At 45.4% G+C, this 14,068-nt stretch carries 13 protein-coding genes; 4 read left to right on the top strand and 9 right to left on the bottom strand.

The annotated features are described in order from the left end of the window. Positions 1-7 precede the first annotated feature (7 nt). Together B2739_RS15610 and B2739_RS15605 are read right to left on the bottom strand one after the other, a co-directional pair. Positions 8-946: an FAD-binding protein gene (locus B2739_RS15610; RefSeq protein WP_331346778.1), complete on the bottom strand. Its 939-nt coding sequence runs from the start codon at positions 944-946 to the stop codon at positions 8-10. Further along, the gene (locus B2739_RS15605; protein WP_331346777.1) at positions 943-1,692 is read right to left on the bottom strand and encodes an electron transfer flavoprotein subunit beta/FixA family protein; all 750 of its coding nucleotides are present in this window, start codon (positions 1,690-1,692) and stop codon (positions 943-945) included. Before B2739_RS15605 ends, B2739_RS15610 begins: the two co-directional genes overlap by 4 nt. 114 nt (positions 1,693-1,806) lie before the next feature. On the opposite strand from B2739_RS15605, the gene B2739_RS15600 reads away from it, so the two are divergent. After that, a complete protein-coding gene (locus B2739_RS15600; protein WP_331346776.1) occupies positions 1,807-2,733 on the top strand; it encodes a LysR family transcriptional regulator in 927 nt (308 codons plus the stop codon). A gap of 11 nt (positions 2,734-2,744) precedes the next feature. After that, positions 2,745-4,397 (top strand): electron transfer flavoprotein-ubiquinone oxidoreductase, encoded by a 1,653-nt coding sequence (locus tag B2739_RS15595; protein ID WP_331346775.1) that lies wholly within the window; start codon positions 2,745-2,747, stop codon positions 4,395-4,397. Between the two features lie 22 nt (positions 4,398-4,419). Here B2739_RS15595 and msrA read toward each other — a convergent pair whose 3' ends face one another. The 7 genes from msrA to B2739_RS15560 form a co-directional block, all read right to left on the bottom strand. Further along, the gene (gene msrA / locus B2739_RS15590) at positions 4,420-5,061 is read right to left on the bottom strand and encodes a peptide-methionine (S)-S-oxide reductase MsrA (RefSeq protein WP_331346774.1); all 642 of its coding nucleotides are present in this window, start codon (positions 5,059-5,061) and stop codon (positions 4,420-4,422) included. A gap of 80 nt (positions 5,062-5,141) precedes the next feature. Then, the gene (sohB, locus tag B2739_RS15585; protein WP_331346773.1) at positions 5,142-6,227 is read right to left on the bottom strand and encodes a protease SohB; all 1,086 of its coding nucleotides are present in this window, start codon (positions 6,225-6,227) and stop codon (positions 5,142-5,144) included. A gap of 56 nt (positions 6,228-6,283) precedes the next feature. Continuing rightward, a complete protein-coding gene (locus B2739_RS15580; protein WP_331346772.1) occupies positions 6,284-6,937 on the bottom strand; it encodes a cation/multidrug efflux pump in 654 nt (217 codons plus the stop codon). 44 nt (positions 6,938-6,981) lie between these two features. Continuing rightward, complete coding sequence (gene nudC / locus B2739_RS15575) at positions 6,982-7,860, bottom strand: NAD(+) diphosphatase (protein WP_331346771.1); 879 nt, start codon at positions 7,858-7,860, stop codon at positions 6,982-6,984. Between the two features lie 2 nt (positions 7,861-7,862). After that, entirely contained in the window at positions 7,863-9,566 is a 1,704-nt protein-coding gene (locus tag B2739_RS15570; RefSeq protein WP_331346770.1) for a pilus assembly protein, read from the bottom strand. A gap of 93 nt (positions 9,567-9,659) precedes the next feature. After that, positions 9,660-10,370, bottom strand: coding sequence for a DNA polymerase III subunit epsilon (gene dnaQ, locus B2739_RS15565; RefSeq protein ID WP_331346769.1), 711 nt, complete (start codon positions 10,368-10,370; stop codon positions 9,660-9,662). 22 nt (positions 10,371-10,392) lie between these two features. Continuing rightward, on the bottom strand, positions 10,393-11,250 hold the full coding sequence (locus B2739_RS15560; RefSeq protein ID WP_331346768.1) for a methyltransferase domain-containing protein: 858 nt from the start codon (positions 11,248-11,250) through the stop codon (positions 10,393-10,395). A 151-nt stretch (positions 11,251-11,401) separates the two neighbouring features. Here B2739_RS15560 and gloB point away from each other — a divergent pair, with 151 nt between their 5' ends. Then, positions 11,402-12,196 (top strand): hydroxyacylglutathione hydrolase, encoded by a 795-nt coding sequence (gene gloB, locus B2739_RS15555; RefSeq protein WP_331346767.1) that lies wholly within the window; start codon positions 11,402-11,404, stop codon positions 12,194-12,196. A 280-nt stretch (positions 12,197-12,476) separates the two neighbouring features. After that, entirely contained in the window at positions 12,477-14,033 is a 1,557-nt protein-coding gene (locus B2739_RS15550) for a lytic transglycosylase (protein WP_331346766.1), read from the top strand. Positions 14,034-14,068 lie beyond the last annotated feature (35 nt).

Raw genomic sequence — 14,068 nt, 5'->3', positions numbered from 1 at the left:
AAATCCCCTAGTGTTGCGCTAATGCTTCATGAAGCTCTGGCAAAGTAGTAAACAAATCCGCAACCAAACCGTAATCGGCATATTTAAAAATGGGCGCATCAGGATCATGATTAATCGCCACAATTGTTTTGCTGTCTTTAATACCTGCCAAGTGCTGTACCGCACCGGAAATACCGACTGCAATATATAAATCCGGTGCGATAATGGTGCCCGTCTGCCCCACTTGTAAGTCGTTCGCCGCAAAACCTGCATCAACACATGCGCGTGTTGCCCCTATAGCTGCATCCAATTTTTCAGCCAGTGGATTTAACAATTCATCAAACTTTTCACCCAAGCTGCGCCCACCAGCGATCACCACTCGTGCCGAATGTAATTCGGGGTGATCTGAATGAGTAATCTGTTCACTCAGCCAATAGCTTTTGTGTTGTGCTGTAGGCACCTGTATATCGACGCGCTGCGCAACCGTATTTTCTTGCGTTTGTGCTGCGCGAAACGCGGTAGCACGAACACTGACAAGCTGGATGGGTTCGTGATTTTGAATTCGCGTAATGATATTTCCCGCATAAACGGGGCGCACATAAATAGCATCCGCTTCTATTTCAATAACATCAGTGATGGCGGCTACATCCAAGCACGCGGCGATTGCAGGCAACACACTTCGCCCAAAACTGGTGTGCGCTGTGATTATGTGTGTGTAATGACGGCCAATACTGAGCGCCAATTCCACAACATCTTCCACGAGCGGGTGTGAGAAATGCGCAGCTTGGGCGACCAACACGCGTGCAACATTATTTATGCGCGACACTTTGCTGATAACGTCATCCACTTGATTTCCGTACACCAATACATCAATCGGTAAATTCCACGCTGCCGCAGCAGTGATTGCCTGAAGGCTGGATACTTTTATTTGATCGCCATCGATTTCAGCCAATACTAAAACGCTCATACCAACACCTCCGCGCGACGTAATTTTTCTACCAGTTCTTGCACATTGCCAACCTGTACTGCACCCGGTTTGTTTGCAGGCTCACTCGCATTAAGCACAGTGAAGCGCGGAGCAAGATCAACACCTAATTCGTGTGCAGAAATAATTTCAATGACTTTCTTTTTCGCCATCATCAAATTAGGCAACTTGATAAAACGCGGCTCGTTCAAACGCAAATCTGTGGTGATGACGGCGGGCAACGTAAGACGAATAGTTTGGGTCCCTTTTTCAATTTCCCGAATGACATCGATATGTTCTGTTTCCAGTTGCAATCCAGAAGCAAACGTCCCTATGCCCACGCCCAACAGCGCGGCGAGAATCTGACCGGTCTGTCCATAGTCTTCCCCAACTGCTTGCTTACCCAGAAAAATCAGTTGTGGTTGCTCGCGCTCCACAATGGCTTTCAATAATTTTGCTACCGCAAGTGGTTGTAGCTCGGCGTTGGTTGCTATCAACAAAGCACGATCAGCCCCCATTGCATAGGCATGGCGCAAGCTGTCTTTGGCGTCATCCCCACCGATGGAAACGGCAATAATCTCGCTTACCTTGCCCTGCTCTTTTAAGCGTACAGTCTCTTCAAGAGAAATTTCGTCAAACGGATTTACCGCCTTTTTGACCTGGGCGATATCAACCTGCCCGGTTACAGGATCAATATTGGGTTTTACGTTGTAATCAACAGCGTGCTTGATTGCGACCAGTGCTTTCACTTTCAGTCTCCAGTGAGCGGTTACTCAATAAAGGATTGGTTGATGTCCAGTCTATTTCGCGCTAGCATATTTGTTAAATTGATAATTCATATTTTATATATCCGAGAAATCGATATGAGATATACATTGCGCCAGCTGGAAATTTTTGTCGCCATCGCCCGCACCGGTAACGTTTCCCGTGCCGCCGAAGAGGTTTCCCTCTCCCAATCCGCTGCCAGTACCGCACTGGCGGAACTTGAGCGGCAATTCGATTGCCAATTGTTTGATCGCAACGGCAAGCTTCTGAAACTCAATGCACTGGGTAAATCACTGCTGCCCGTCGCCAGTAGTCTGCTAACCCAAGCGACTGAAATTGAGCACTTGCTGGAGGGAAAATCATCGCTCGGGGATTTAAGCGTAGGGGCGACACTGACAATCGGGAATTATCTGGCGATTATGATCATCAGCGAATTTATGCAGAACCATCTTGATTGCCATATCGCGCTGCAAGTAAAAAATACCCAATCGATTTTGCAGCAAATTGCAGGATACGAATTGGATTTAGGGCTTATTGAAGGCAGTTGCCATCACCCCGAATTGCAAGCCGAGACCTGGATTGAGGATGAGCTTGTTGTGTTTTGCTCACCCACACATCCGCTAGCGAATCAGGAAGCGGTGAGTATCGACGCACTCTTATCCGCTACGTGGATTTTGCGCGAACAGGGCTCAGGCACACGTGAAACTTTCGATCAGGCATTGCGGCATCATCTACCGGAATTAAAAGTTCGGCTGGAACTCGAACATACCGAGGCAATCAAGCGCGCGGTTGAATCTGGCCTTGGGGTTGGCTGCGTATCACGCCTTGCTGTACGCGATGCATTCCGGCGCGGCAGTTTGGTCGAAGTGAAAACGCCGATGCTCGATTTGCGCAGGCAATTCATGTTTGTCTGGCATAAAAACCGTTACCAAACTCCAGCCATGATTGCGTTTTTAGAATATTGCCGTTCGCTAACGGCCAACATTCAACGCAGTGATGAAATTCATTTAACCACTACGACATAAATGAGCTTGTTATGACCCAACGCGATCAAATGCATTACGATGTTGTGATTGTCGGCGCAGGCCCAGCTGGATTAGCCGCTGCTATACGTTTGAAACAACTTGCAGCGAAAAAATCGCAAGAGCTGAGTGTATGCGTTTTGGAAAAAGGCGCAGATCTTGGTGCACATATATTATCGGGCGCAGTGATTGATCCTGTCGCATTGGATGAATTAATTCCAGATTGGAAAAATAAAAATGCCCCGATTACAACACAAGTCAAAGAAGATCAGTTTTTGTGGCTAACTGAAAAAACACATTTCAATATTCCCGCTGCACTTTTACCTCCATTAATGAATAACCATGGCAATTACATTGTAAGCCTTGGCCAAGTATGCCGTTGGTTGGGTAGCCAGGCAGAAGAACTGGGCGTGGATTTATTTCCTGGATTTAATGGCAGTGACATGATCTACGGTGAAGACGGCAGCGTGAAAGGTGTCATTACCGGCGATATGGGCATCGCACGTGATGGAAGTCAGAAAAATACCTTCTCTGCCGGCATTGAATTACATGCGCGCTATACATTAATTGCTGAAGGCACTCGCGGTTCACTCGCAAAATCACTGGAGCAAAAATTTAATCTACGTGCAAACACCGAACCGCAAAAATACGGATTGGGCTTTAAAGAAATATGGAGTATTGATCCCGCACACCACAACGAAGGTGCTGTATTACATACCCAAGGTTGGCCACTGGATAACCGCACCGGAGGCGGTGGATTTTTATATCACCTGGCAGACAACAAAATCGCGCTTGGTTTTGTAGTACATTTGAATTTTCAAAATCCTTACTTAAATCCGTTTGAAGAATTTCAGCGATTCAAAACCCACCCAGCCATAAAACCCTTATTGGAAAACGCAAAACGGCTTTCTTACGGTGCCCGCACAATCAATGAAGGCGGCATACAATCCTTGCCTGAATTGATATTTCCGGGAGGAGCATTCATTGGATGCTCAGCAGGCTTTGTAAATGTGCCTAAAATAAAAGGCTCTCACAATGCTATGAAATCGGGAATGCTTGCGGCAGACGCTATTATCGATGCGTTTGCGCAAGAACAATACGAACCACTCTTGAAAAGTTACCCTGAAAAAATTCGCGCATCATGGCTTTGGAAAGATTTATATGCGGTGCGCAATATCAAGCCCGCCTTATCGGCCTGGGGCAATTTTGCCGGGACGTTATATGCAGGAATAGATTTGTGGTTGCATTCTTTGGGTTTCACACTGCCCTGGACACTCAAGCACGGTAAGGCAGACCACGAATGTTTAATAGCCGCAAACAAAGTGAAAACAATTCATTATCCTGCAGCGGATGGAAAAATTACCTTTGATCGTTTGTCGTCAATTTATCTTGCCAATATTACCCATGACGAGGATCAACCTGTCCATCTACAACTGACAAACCAACAAATACCGATAGATTACAACCTGTCAATCTATGATGCGCCAGAACAGCGATATTGCCCGGCAGGGGTGTATGAAATTGTTAAAAAAGGCGCCACTAACTCTTTACACATTAATGCTGCTAATTGCATTCATTGTAAGGCCTGCGATATTAAAGACCCGACACAAAATATCCGGTGGGTTCCTCCACAGGGTGGCAGTGGCCCTTATTACGATGCTATGTGAGAACTTTCAAATATGCTGACGATTAGTTACCGTCAGCATAACAGACACCAGTACCGCCCAACCCACAATAACCACCTGGGTTTTTGTGCAAGTATTGTTGGTGATAGGTTTCTGCATAATAGAATGCGCTGGCGGGTAAAATTTCAGTGGTTATCTCTCCAATATTTTTTTCATTCAATGCTGACTGATAAGCCGTTTTTGTCTGTTCAGCCAATTCGCCTTGTGCATCGTTAAAATAATAAATACCCGAGCGATACTGGGTGCCACGGTCATTACCCTGGCGCATTCCCTGAGTCGGATTATGCGATTCCCAAAATACCTTTAATAATTTTTCCAGCGACGTTGCGTTAGGATCAAACACCACTAGCACAACTTCATTGTGCCCGGTTAAACCACTGCACACCTCTTCATACGTTGGATTAGGTGTATAGCCTGCCGAATAACCGACAGCTGTCGTATATACGCCTGGCTGCTGCCAAAATTTTCTCTCAGCGCCCCAAAAACACCCTAAACCGAGTAAAATTTTTTCACTGCCTTCTGGAAAAGGAGCTTTGATTGGAACATTTTTTACCGCATGGCGGTTTTCAACGATTAATTCACCCTCCCGCCCTTTGAGCGCATCAGCCGGGTCGGGCATTTGCAGTTTTGTGAACGAAAAAGCCATAGTGATTGCCTCCGCACATATCAATAAAATGTCATCGCACAAATAAAAACGGTGCCATCGGCACCGCTTTGTTACGCATTCTAAAACCAGCGGCTTATATTGAGCCGTTCCCACCACGTCATTAACAACCTATCTACCGCCGCTTGTGCTGCAAAACCTAATTTTTCGGGTAAGGTCTTTTTGTAGGTAAATTCAACTTCGTAAATATCGGCAGACTCTGCCTGGGCAAATAAATATTCATCACTTGTTTGAAGATCATCAATCAAGTTAACGTCTTTGGCTCTGGAGCCAAACCATACTTCACCAGTCGCAACTTTTTCTACATCAACTTGCGGGCGATGGCTGCTGACAAATTCCTTGAACAATACATGGGTATCTTCAAGCTCTTCTACAAACTTGGCGCGACCCTTTTCGGTATTTTCACCAAACATAGTGACAGTGCGCTTGTATTCGCCTGCAGTAAACATCTCATAATCAATATCGTTTTTCTTTAACAGCTTATGGAAGTTTGGCAGCTGGGCTAACACGCCAATAGACCCCAGAACAGCAAAAGGAGCTGCGACAATTTTATCCGCAACACAGGCCATCATATAACCGCCACTGGCAGCCACTTTGTCTACGCAAACAGTCAACGGAATTTTTTTATTGGTGATTCGCGCAAGCTGACTGGACGCCAATCCATAACTGTGAACCATGCCGCCACCACTTTCTACTTTTACTACAATTTCGTCAGTGGTTTTAGCCAGTGTAAGCACAGTGGTAATTTCTTCACGCAGGGACTCTACTTCTGATGCTTTTATATCACCATAAAAATCCAGTACGAAGATACGTTTTTTGGCTGCCGACTCAGGTTCAGCAGTAGCATCTTCCGGGTTCATTTTGGCAGCTTCTTTTGCTGCTTTTTTCTTTTGCGCTTTTTCTTCTTTCAGACGCTTTTTTTCTGCTTTTTCAAAATCTTTATACTCATCGTCATCAAGCATGGCATCGCGTAATGAATCGCGCAGATGATCAAACTTTTCATTGAGTTTCGTCACCTCAATATGGCCTTTATCCGACTTTTTTGTGCGACCACCCATAGAGACTGCAAGACTAACAATGACAAAAACCGCAATAACAAATGTCAGGGTTTTCGCAAGAAACAAACCGTATTCTGATAAAAATTCCAATGGACAGCTCCGTACAACGTTTAATTAATAATCGATGAAAACAATAAGGGTTAAATCTAATAAAATTCTGCAACTGCTTCGCGTGCTGCATCATTCATTGGGCGCGCGACCAATCCGGTGCTGGAAAGGCTGACCTGAAATAAAGCGCCATCTCGCATAGGTAAGTAAGTGGCCGTACCATAAACTGCATCAATTACGGGCACCCATTCCGGGTGAGAATTAAATAGTTTCCACAAATCAACGCCATATAAACTTTCATTGACTGCATATGCTGTGCGTTTGGCTGTAGTTTCCTGCTCAATATCGTAATACCGCCCACTTAGGCGTTCGAGGCGAAATGCAGGCTTAATTCCAAAAGTGGACAAATATCCTTTCCATTTAACAATACGTGCATCCAATTGCCACTGATCACCCCGCAGCTCAACACGCTGCTCTTTGCCATCTTTGTCAGATAGTACAGCCATGAAATGCTGGTTTTCGATCTTGTCAAAATTGATGGTCGCAACAACTTGCTCTTGCAATACTTGTTTGTAGCTGTAGACATCATAAGCCGCCAATGCGACCAACACAGCAACTGCAAGTAGCGCCAATCCAAAAACGCCCCGGCAAAATCCGACAAACCACGACTTTTGCCAAAGCACACTTACCGCTTTGTAAGCGATGTAAAGTGCAATTAATCCAATCAAAAAAGTAAGCAAGGTAAAAATCATAATGTCCTACCTGTTTCCAAGGTTGTTATTATTTGTATCTATTTTTAAGTAAATGATGTTGCGGATGCGCTTTGAATACGTGCGACATAATCGGCAATTAACTGCCCCGCTACACTAGCGTTTGCGGGCACTTGAGGCAACTGATCGTAACGGAACCATTTTGCGTCCACAATTTCAGTTGGGTCTATCTGAATCTCGCCCGCTTCATACTCAGCAAAAAAGCCCAGCATTAATTGGCTTGGAAATGGCCAGGGCTGACTGCCGAAATAGCGAACCTTCCCCACTCGTAACCCTACCTCTTCAAGCACTTCACGCCGGACACATTCCTCAACGCTTTCGCCTGCTTCGACAAAACCAGCCAATGTTGAATAGACAACCCGTGTTGCGCGCTTATGATGAGCGAGTAATATCTGCTCTCCACGCGTGACCAACACGATCATACAGGGCGATATACGGGGGTAAAAGCGCAGATTGCAAGCATGACAGACCTTTGCACGATCAATCGTATCTTCCTGCGTTGGCTGGCCACAGCAGCCACAAAAACGATGATCATAAAACCATTGTGCAATTTGTAATGCACGCCCAGCCAATTGAAAAAAGTCAGCCGAAAGTGATTCCAATTGGGTGCGCAATCCAAGCCATTGATAGCCATTGGGTAAGTCTGTGTTGTGGGCTATTACTCTTACCCATAAGTCATCACCATTCAACACACCCAAATAGTGTTCACTGATTATCGATTCAGAAAGTGTTACAAAAGAGTATTGGTCGATAATGCACAGCTTACTCTGGTTATCACATAATAATTGGGTACAACGATACTGCTCTGTTATAGCCACCAGAATGAAGAGCCGATTACGGGAAGTAACCGGCACTACTGACGAAGCATGAAACTCAAAGGACGAAAGTGAAAAACGGGAAGGCATATTTAAAGGTTATATCCAAGTGCCTGCAAACTTTCTTCTGCAATCTGCAGTACAGCTGTATCTGCATTTTTATCCAACTTAATGGCATCGAGATAATATTCAAGGCTGATAACGGCATCTGCAAATGTTTCCAACAAATGCTGTACTGCCGGATGTTGTTCTGATGCCAATAAATCTTCATCAACAAAACGCATGCACCCTGCTAATACATTCGCCGCGCGCGATAAACCCAACAAAAACATACCGCCGCGCACTGAATCTAATATACCGGGAATATTACGGATATGACCTTTATCGTAATTGGATTCAGCAAATGCAGTCAGGGCGCGTTTTACCATTGCCAATCCAGCCTCAGCTTCATCGATGACAATTTTTTCCGCTTCAGCAATTTGGTTATTTGCCATAGCTGCATCGCGCGATAACGCATTGATCTGCGCGACTTTGTCGTCAGATAAATTGGCGTTATTTAATCCTGCGATAGTGCTCTCTACATAAAGCAATGTGTCAGCAACAACTAACAATTCATCCGGAGTTACCGGACTATGATTCGCTTGCCATTGTGCAATTTTTTCAATTTCCAGTTTTAAACTGTTACTTGGCGCAACCAAACCGACAATCGATAGAATATCAGCCACTTTTTTCAAGGTTTCCAACAGTTCAGGAGATTCACTGAGCAACTCTGCTCCGCCTTGTGCTGCACGCTCCAGAATATTTTTTGTGCTGTGCAATTCATCTGTCAATACCGCAACCATAGAGCTGATGGTATTAGCACTGGGGCCATTCAGAAATTCCATTTCCCGCGCGAGTTCTGCTTCGGTGTAGGGTAATGGTTGAACACCGTAGGCGTTCAAAACTTGAATAGACTGTTGTTGTTCTGAGTGGGAAAGCGCCAGTAAATACAATAATTCTTTTTGTAATGCAGGTTCCACTTCACGAGCCAACACTGCACTTCCTTCGAATTGGAAGCGCTTAATTTCGCGCTCGATTGCACTGAATAACATTTTCCGGCTTTTACTAATGCGCATATTTTTTTCAGCGATTGCGCTAATAGCAGTGCCAGTTAGCCACCAAAAATTACTTAGCGGATATCCAGCAGAGGCGGACTCCAAGCGCTGCAAGGCACGGGTCATAATGCCTAAAGATGCTTTTGCTTGGACATTTTTTAAAACATTTAACAATCCAGTTTGATACATGTGACGCAAACGACGCACTAACACGACCAGGTCTTCCGGTTGTTGTGCACCAGCAGCCAATTCACGATTGGCCTTAATGTTTGGCAAATTATAAAAATAACTTTCAGGTAAAGGCGCTGCCTTACGAGCCATACGCAATTCATTGATATGAGGAATCAGAAGCATTGCCATGCTACGTGCAGTTTGTGTGCAATATTCCAGATAGCGCGGCAGGATAAAAAAGCTTGCCGTTAACAGCTCCAGCTTTGCATTGGTTTTATCATCATCGCCCAATGTAATATCGGTAATGTGATTGACCAACTCTTCCGCTAACAAGTCAACGCCGCGCAATTGAATAAGGCTGAGTATGCCCCGAATTTGCTTGATCCCATCGATGCAGTTTTGTAATAACTCACCGTTATTGCGGTCTTGGGAAAACTGTTCGAGCCTGATAGCAGATTGCTCAATAGTTGCAACCAGCTCGTCCTGAACCATTTTGAGGGAAGCAAGATTTAATGTTTCGGTTGTGCTCACGGTGTTTGTCTCATAAGGGTTAACGCAAGCTATCAGCATGGCTTGCACAATCTGGATAAGTCACATTGACTCTATACCATGTTTTGCTTTATTTCATCGCAGCCAGACACAATTATCGCCACTACTTTTGGCGATTGCGGCGAGTTTTTGTTCATGCGCAGCCAGTTCTTCGTCATTTGCAAGTACAACTGGCAAAGGTTTACGGTCAGGGGCAATACGCCGGATTTCATTTTGCCCTTCGGTGCCATCTTCTTTTGATTGATTGCCGCCCAATGAAAGCGCCGTTTGTCCACCGGTCATCAATAAGTAAACATCGGCCAGAATTTCAGCATCGAGCAATGCGCCGTGCAGCTCCCGCTGGGAGTTATCAACACCGTAACGTTTACATAATGCATCAAGGTTATTTTTTTGACCCGGGTGCTTTGCTCTTGCCATCAGGAGCGTATCGACCACGTGGCAGCGGTCGCTGATGCTGCCAAATCCCGGCCGAAGCAAATTGAGTTCGTAGTTAATAAAGCCGATATCAAACGCTGCGTTGTGAATGATTAATTCTGCATCGCCCACAAATTGCAAGAACTCGTCTGCTATACGGGCGAATACGGGTTTATCTTCCAGCATGGCATTACTGATTCCATGCACCGCCTGTGCGCCTGCGTCTATTTCCCGCTCTGGATTTATATACTGATGATAGTGCCTACCCGTAAGACGGCGATTCATTAATTCAACACAGCCAATTTCGATAATTCTATGTCCTTGGGATGTCTCAAGACCGGTAGTTTCAGTATCCAGAACGATTTGACGCATAGGGTTTACACCTTGTTATCTGTTAACGCAAAAGCCATGAACGCATGCCAATATTCGCACTGGGAGCCGGCCCAAGAATTCGGGTCACTGCAAGTCCACGTAAAGGGCGATAGCGCTGCCACTTGGGTCTGATTGGCATGAGTGGGATGTGGTCTTTACGGGCAACCACCATATAAAACCCACCCCAAGGCAAGTGCAGCCTTTTACCCCAGGGTTCAAGCCAATGCAAATGTTTGATGGCGCTTTCCTGAGCCAAAGGCGGGCGAAAAAAACCTTTGTACACCGCAATTGGTTCCATATCCACCAACTTAAGCCAATCCAGTAATCGCCCAAGGCGCAGATACTGGAACCGCCATCGTGGCTTTGATGTGACGATCCGAGCCAAACTTGCGCAAATCCCCCATAAGCTGAGGGGGTTAAAACCGATGATGATGATGTGGCCGCGCGGAATGATGGTTCTGCCAACTTCACGCAATAGATGATGGGGGCTTTGGCTATAGTCGAGACTATGATGTAAAACCACGGCATCAATCGATTCGGATGCCAGAGGTAGATGGTTAAAATCGGCAAGTGCCCCTAACTTTGGATTCTCCTCCAAGCGTGGGTGCAATATAAAATGATGTGAAATACGGCTCGATGCCGTGAGATTCAGTTTTCCGCTGATCCCCAGCTGCAGTAAGTGATAACCAAAAACACATTGTAGGCCATCATCCAATGCCTCCTGCTCTTCCTGCAGCAGTGCTTGCCCTAAAGGCGTCTCAAACCAATACCGGAGATCTTCAACTGACTCCCGCATTGACAGGACACCAAAGCGCTTGCGCACGAGTGCCGCCATGCGGATCCACAGGCGATGTGGAGTTTTAACCAGTTTGCGATGCATAAATGTTCTATCCCCAATGTAGAGCGTTGTTACAGGAACACTACAATTTAGCACATGCAACTGACACTTAACCGCTATCACACACATGCCGTTGAGTCACCAAACACACTTCGACAGCGTAAAATAGCGCAACGATACATGAGGTTTGACTGTGATCACTATTACCCCCATCCCTGCACTGGATAGCAATTACTTTTGGATAATTCGTCCTCGCACGGATGACACCAATGTGTATGTAGTCGATCCCGGCGATGCAGCAGTGGTTATCCACTATCTACATAAACATCACTTACAACTGGCTGGAATTTTAGTTACTCACCGTCATCGCGATCACACCCAAGGCATCCCGGGGCTGCTGCAATATCGCGACGTCCCCGTCTATGGACCGGAAGCTGAATCCATTCCCTGGATTACTCACTTTGTATCTGGAGGCGAGCAACTTCGGCTCGATGGAATACAGTTCTCCATCATCGCTGTTCCGGGGCACACCTGGGAGCATATTGCCTATCTTGCATATGACGCTGAGACACCGCTTTTATTTTGTGGTGATGCACTTTTTGCCGGTGGCTGCGGCCGACGGTTTGATGGCACTGCGGAGGTTATGTGGAGATCACTCATGAAGCTGGCATCGCTTCCGGATAACACCCTCATCTATTGTGCGCATGAATATACCGAAGCCAACCTCGAATTTGCTCTTGCCGTTGAGCCCGATAATAAGGAACTGGAACAACGCCTGGTGCAAGTCAAAAAAATACGCTCGCAACAAGCAATAACACTTCCTTCGACTATTTTGATGGAAAAACGAACAAATCCATTTTTACGCTGTCAACAAGCTGGCATCAAAAGCTTCGTCGAAAACAGGCTTGGACAAACATGTGAGACAGCGGCAGATGTCTTCGGCGGCCTTCGGTTAATTAAGGATCATTGGCCTGATCAGATCAAATAACAAACTAAACGAAAGCCCAATTAACGCTCAAGAGACATGTGACAGGTTTCCCTTATTCCACATTAAACATTGACCCGATAGGTAGCAGCACCTAAAATTCGAAATCCGCAGCCCCAGGGAGGGCAAAGGTTCTCACTAAATAGCCGCTATTTTAGAGAAAAATAGGATAAAAATCCTATTTTTATGGCGTAATCGCAAAATAAGAATGGCAAAAAACTCAACTACCTTTTTCATCTGGCAACCCAACCGAGCATGAAAAAGCAACACTGAAAGTGACCCTATGAAACCTCAAAACCGCTCCCTGCTGTTGTCTTTTTATCTCTGTTTGTCCGTATTACTCATGCTTTCAGGTTGTAGCACATTAAACAAACCTGAGGAGTCTACTGCAGATGCCCTGCCCACAAATATTCAACCGACAGAACCTGAAGAGAGCGCGTTAGGAGCAAAACTACGCGAACATACCGGTGATTACGGCAATCTTTGGGATGAGATTACAGAGGGTTATGATTTTCCAGAAATCAGTGATGCAAAAATAGATAAAAATCTTCGTTGGCTATCCAACAACCAACGCTATCTGGATCGAGTCGCCGAACAAAGTAAACCTTATCTTTATTATGTTGCTAATGAACTGCGTGAAAACGGCCTTCCGATGGAGCTTGCACTACTTCCGATTGTTGAAAGCGCCTATGACCCTTTTGCGTCCTCGCCTAGTAAAGCTCTGGGGGTATGGCAATTTATGCCTCACACAGGACGTAATTTTGGGCTCAAGCAAAACCACTGGTACGACGGTCGTCGCGATATAGTGGCCTCTACTGATGCGGCCGTTCGCTATCTCAAGCGTTTGAACACAATGTTTGATGGTGATTGGTTATTAACCATTGCCGCTTACAATGCCGGCGAGGGAACCATCCGCCGTGCAATTCAACGCAACCGCAAGCAAGGCAAAGGCACTGATTTTTGGTCACTGCCTTTGTCGCAACAAACCCAGTCATATGTCCCACAACTATTAGCGTTATCAAAAGTGATTGCTGATCCGGAAAAATACGATCTGGAGCTGGCTGAAATTCCCAATAACCCCTACTTCACTACCGTTAACGTGAGTTCACCAATTGATCTTGCCCAAGCAGCGCGTATGGCCGACATCAATCCCAAAGAGCTTCGTAATCTTAATGCTGGTTACAATAAATGGATAACCGACCCGACAGGCCCGCATCAATTGTTGGTGCCTGTGGCCGACGCAGCACAATTTACGCTCAGTTTGGATAAGTTACCGAAAATCACACCCGTTCAGGTAGCTGGCGATTACAAAGTAAAATCCGGTGATACTCTCGGAGCAATTGCCAAACGTTTCGGTACTAGTGTTGCAGCAATCCAATCCGCCAATAATTTGAAAAATACTCAACTGAAAATTGGCCAAAGCTTGAGCATCCCGGGCCAAGCCCCCATGGATTCACCCTATGCAATCCAGGCTGAACAAGAAATTGCACAGCGTAAGCAAAAAAATACCGGCACTTATTACACTGTTGCATCGGGTGATAGCTTTTGGACAATTGCACGCAAGAATAAAACAACCGTCAATAATTTATTGAAATGGAATGAATTGCCGGCAAATGCCAAATTAAAACCTGGGCAAAAACTACTAGTGCTCAACAAGGCAACCGAACAAAAAGACGGCAACAAAATTACCTATCAGATCAAAAGCGGTGACACCTTACATAAAATTGCAAACAAATTTGATGTATCAAAACAAGACATTTTGAGTTGGAATAAAGTGAAAAATGAAAGCTACATCCACCCTGGACAAGAATTAACAATTTACTTAAGCGCTAAAAACTAATTACTCAAGTAAAAAATAGACTCATAAAACAAAAA

Origin of the sequence: Cellvibrio sp. UBA7661, from assembly GCA_002483365.1 — a bacterium.
In the GTDB taxonomy this organism is placed as follows: domain Bacteria; phylum Pseudomonadota; class Gammaproteobacteria; order Pseudomonadales; family Cellvibrionaceae; genus Cellvibrio.
The sequence above is the reverse complement of the archived record's forward strand: the minus strand, read 5'-3'. Positions and strand labels throughout refer to the sequence as shown.

Coding starts and splice junctions, on each gene's coding strand:
- nudC (WP_331346771.1), bottom strand. CDS start 7,860: ATGCCTTCCCGTTTTTCACTTTCGTCCTTTGAGTTTCATGCTTCGTCA.
- B2739_RS15595 (WP_331346775.1), top strand. CDS start 2,745: ATGACCCAACGCGATCAAATGCATTACGATGTTGTGATTGTCGGCGCA.
- B2739_RS15550 (WP_331346766.1), top strand. CDS start 12,477: ATGAAACCTCAAAACCGCTCCCTGCTGTTGTCTTTTTATCTCTGTTTG.
- B2739_RS15610 (WP_331346778.1), bottom strand. CDS start 946: ATGAGCGTTTTAGTATTGGCTGAAATCGATGGCGATCAAATAAAAGTA.
- msrA (WP_331346774.1), bottom strand. CDS start 5,061: ATGGCTTTTTCGTTCACAAAACTGCAAATGCCCGACCCGGCTGATGCG.
- B2739_RS15580 (WP_331346772.1), bottom strand. CDS start 6,937: ATGATTTTTACCTTGCTTACTTTTTTGATTGGATTAATTGCACTTTAC.
- B2739_RS15600 (WP_331346776.1), top strand. CDS start 1,807: ATGAGATATACATTGCGCCAGCTGGAAATTTTTGTCGCCATCGCCCGC.
- dnaQ (WP_331346769.1), bottom strand. CDS start 10,370: ATGCGTCAAATCGTTCTGGATACTGAAACTACCGGTCTTGAGACATCC.
- B2739_RS15560 (WP_331346768.1), bottom strand. CDS start 11,250: ATGCATCGCAAACTGGTTAAAACTCCACATCGCCTGTGGATCCGCATG.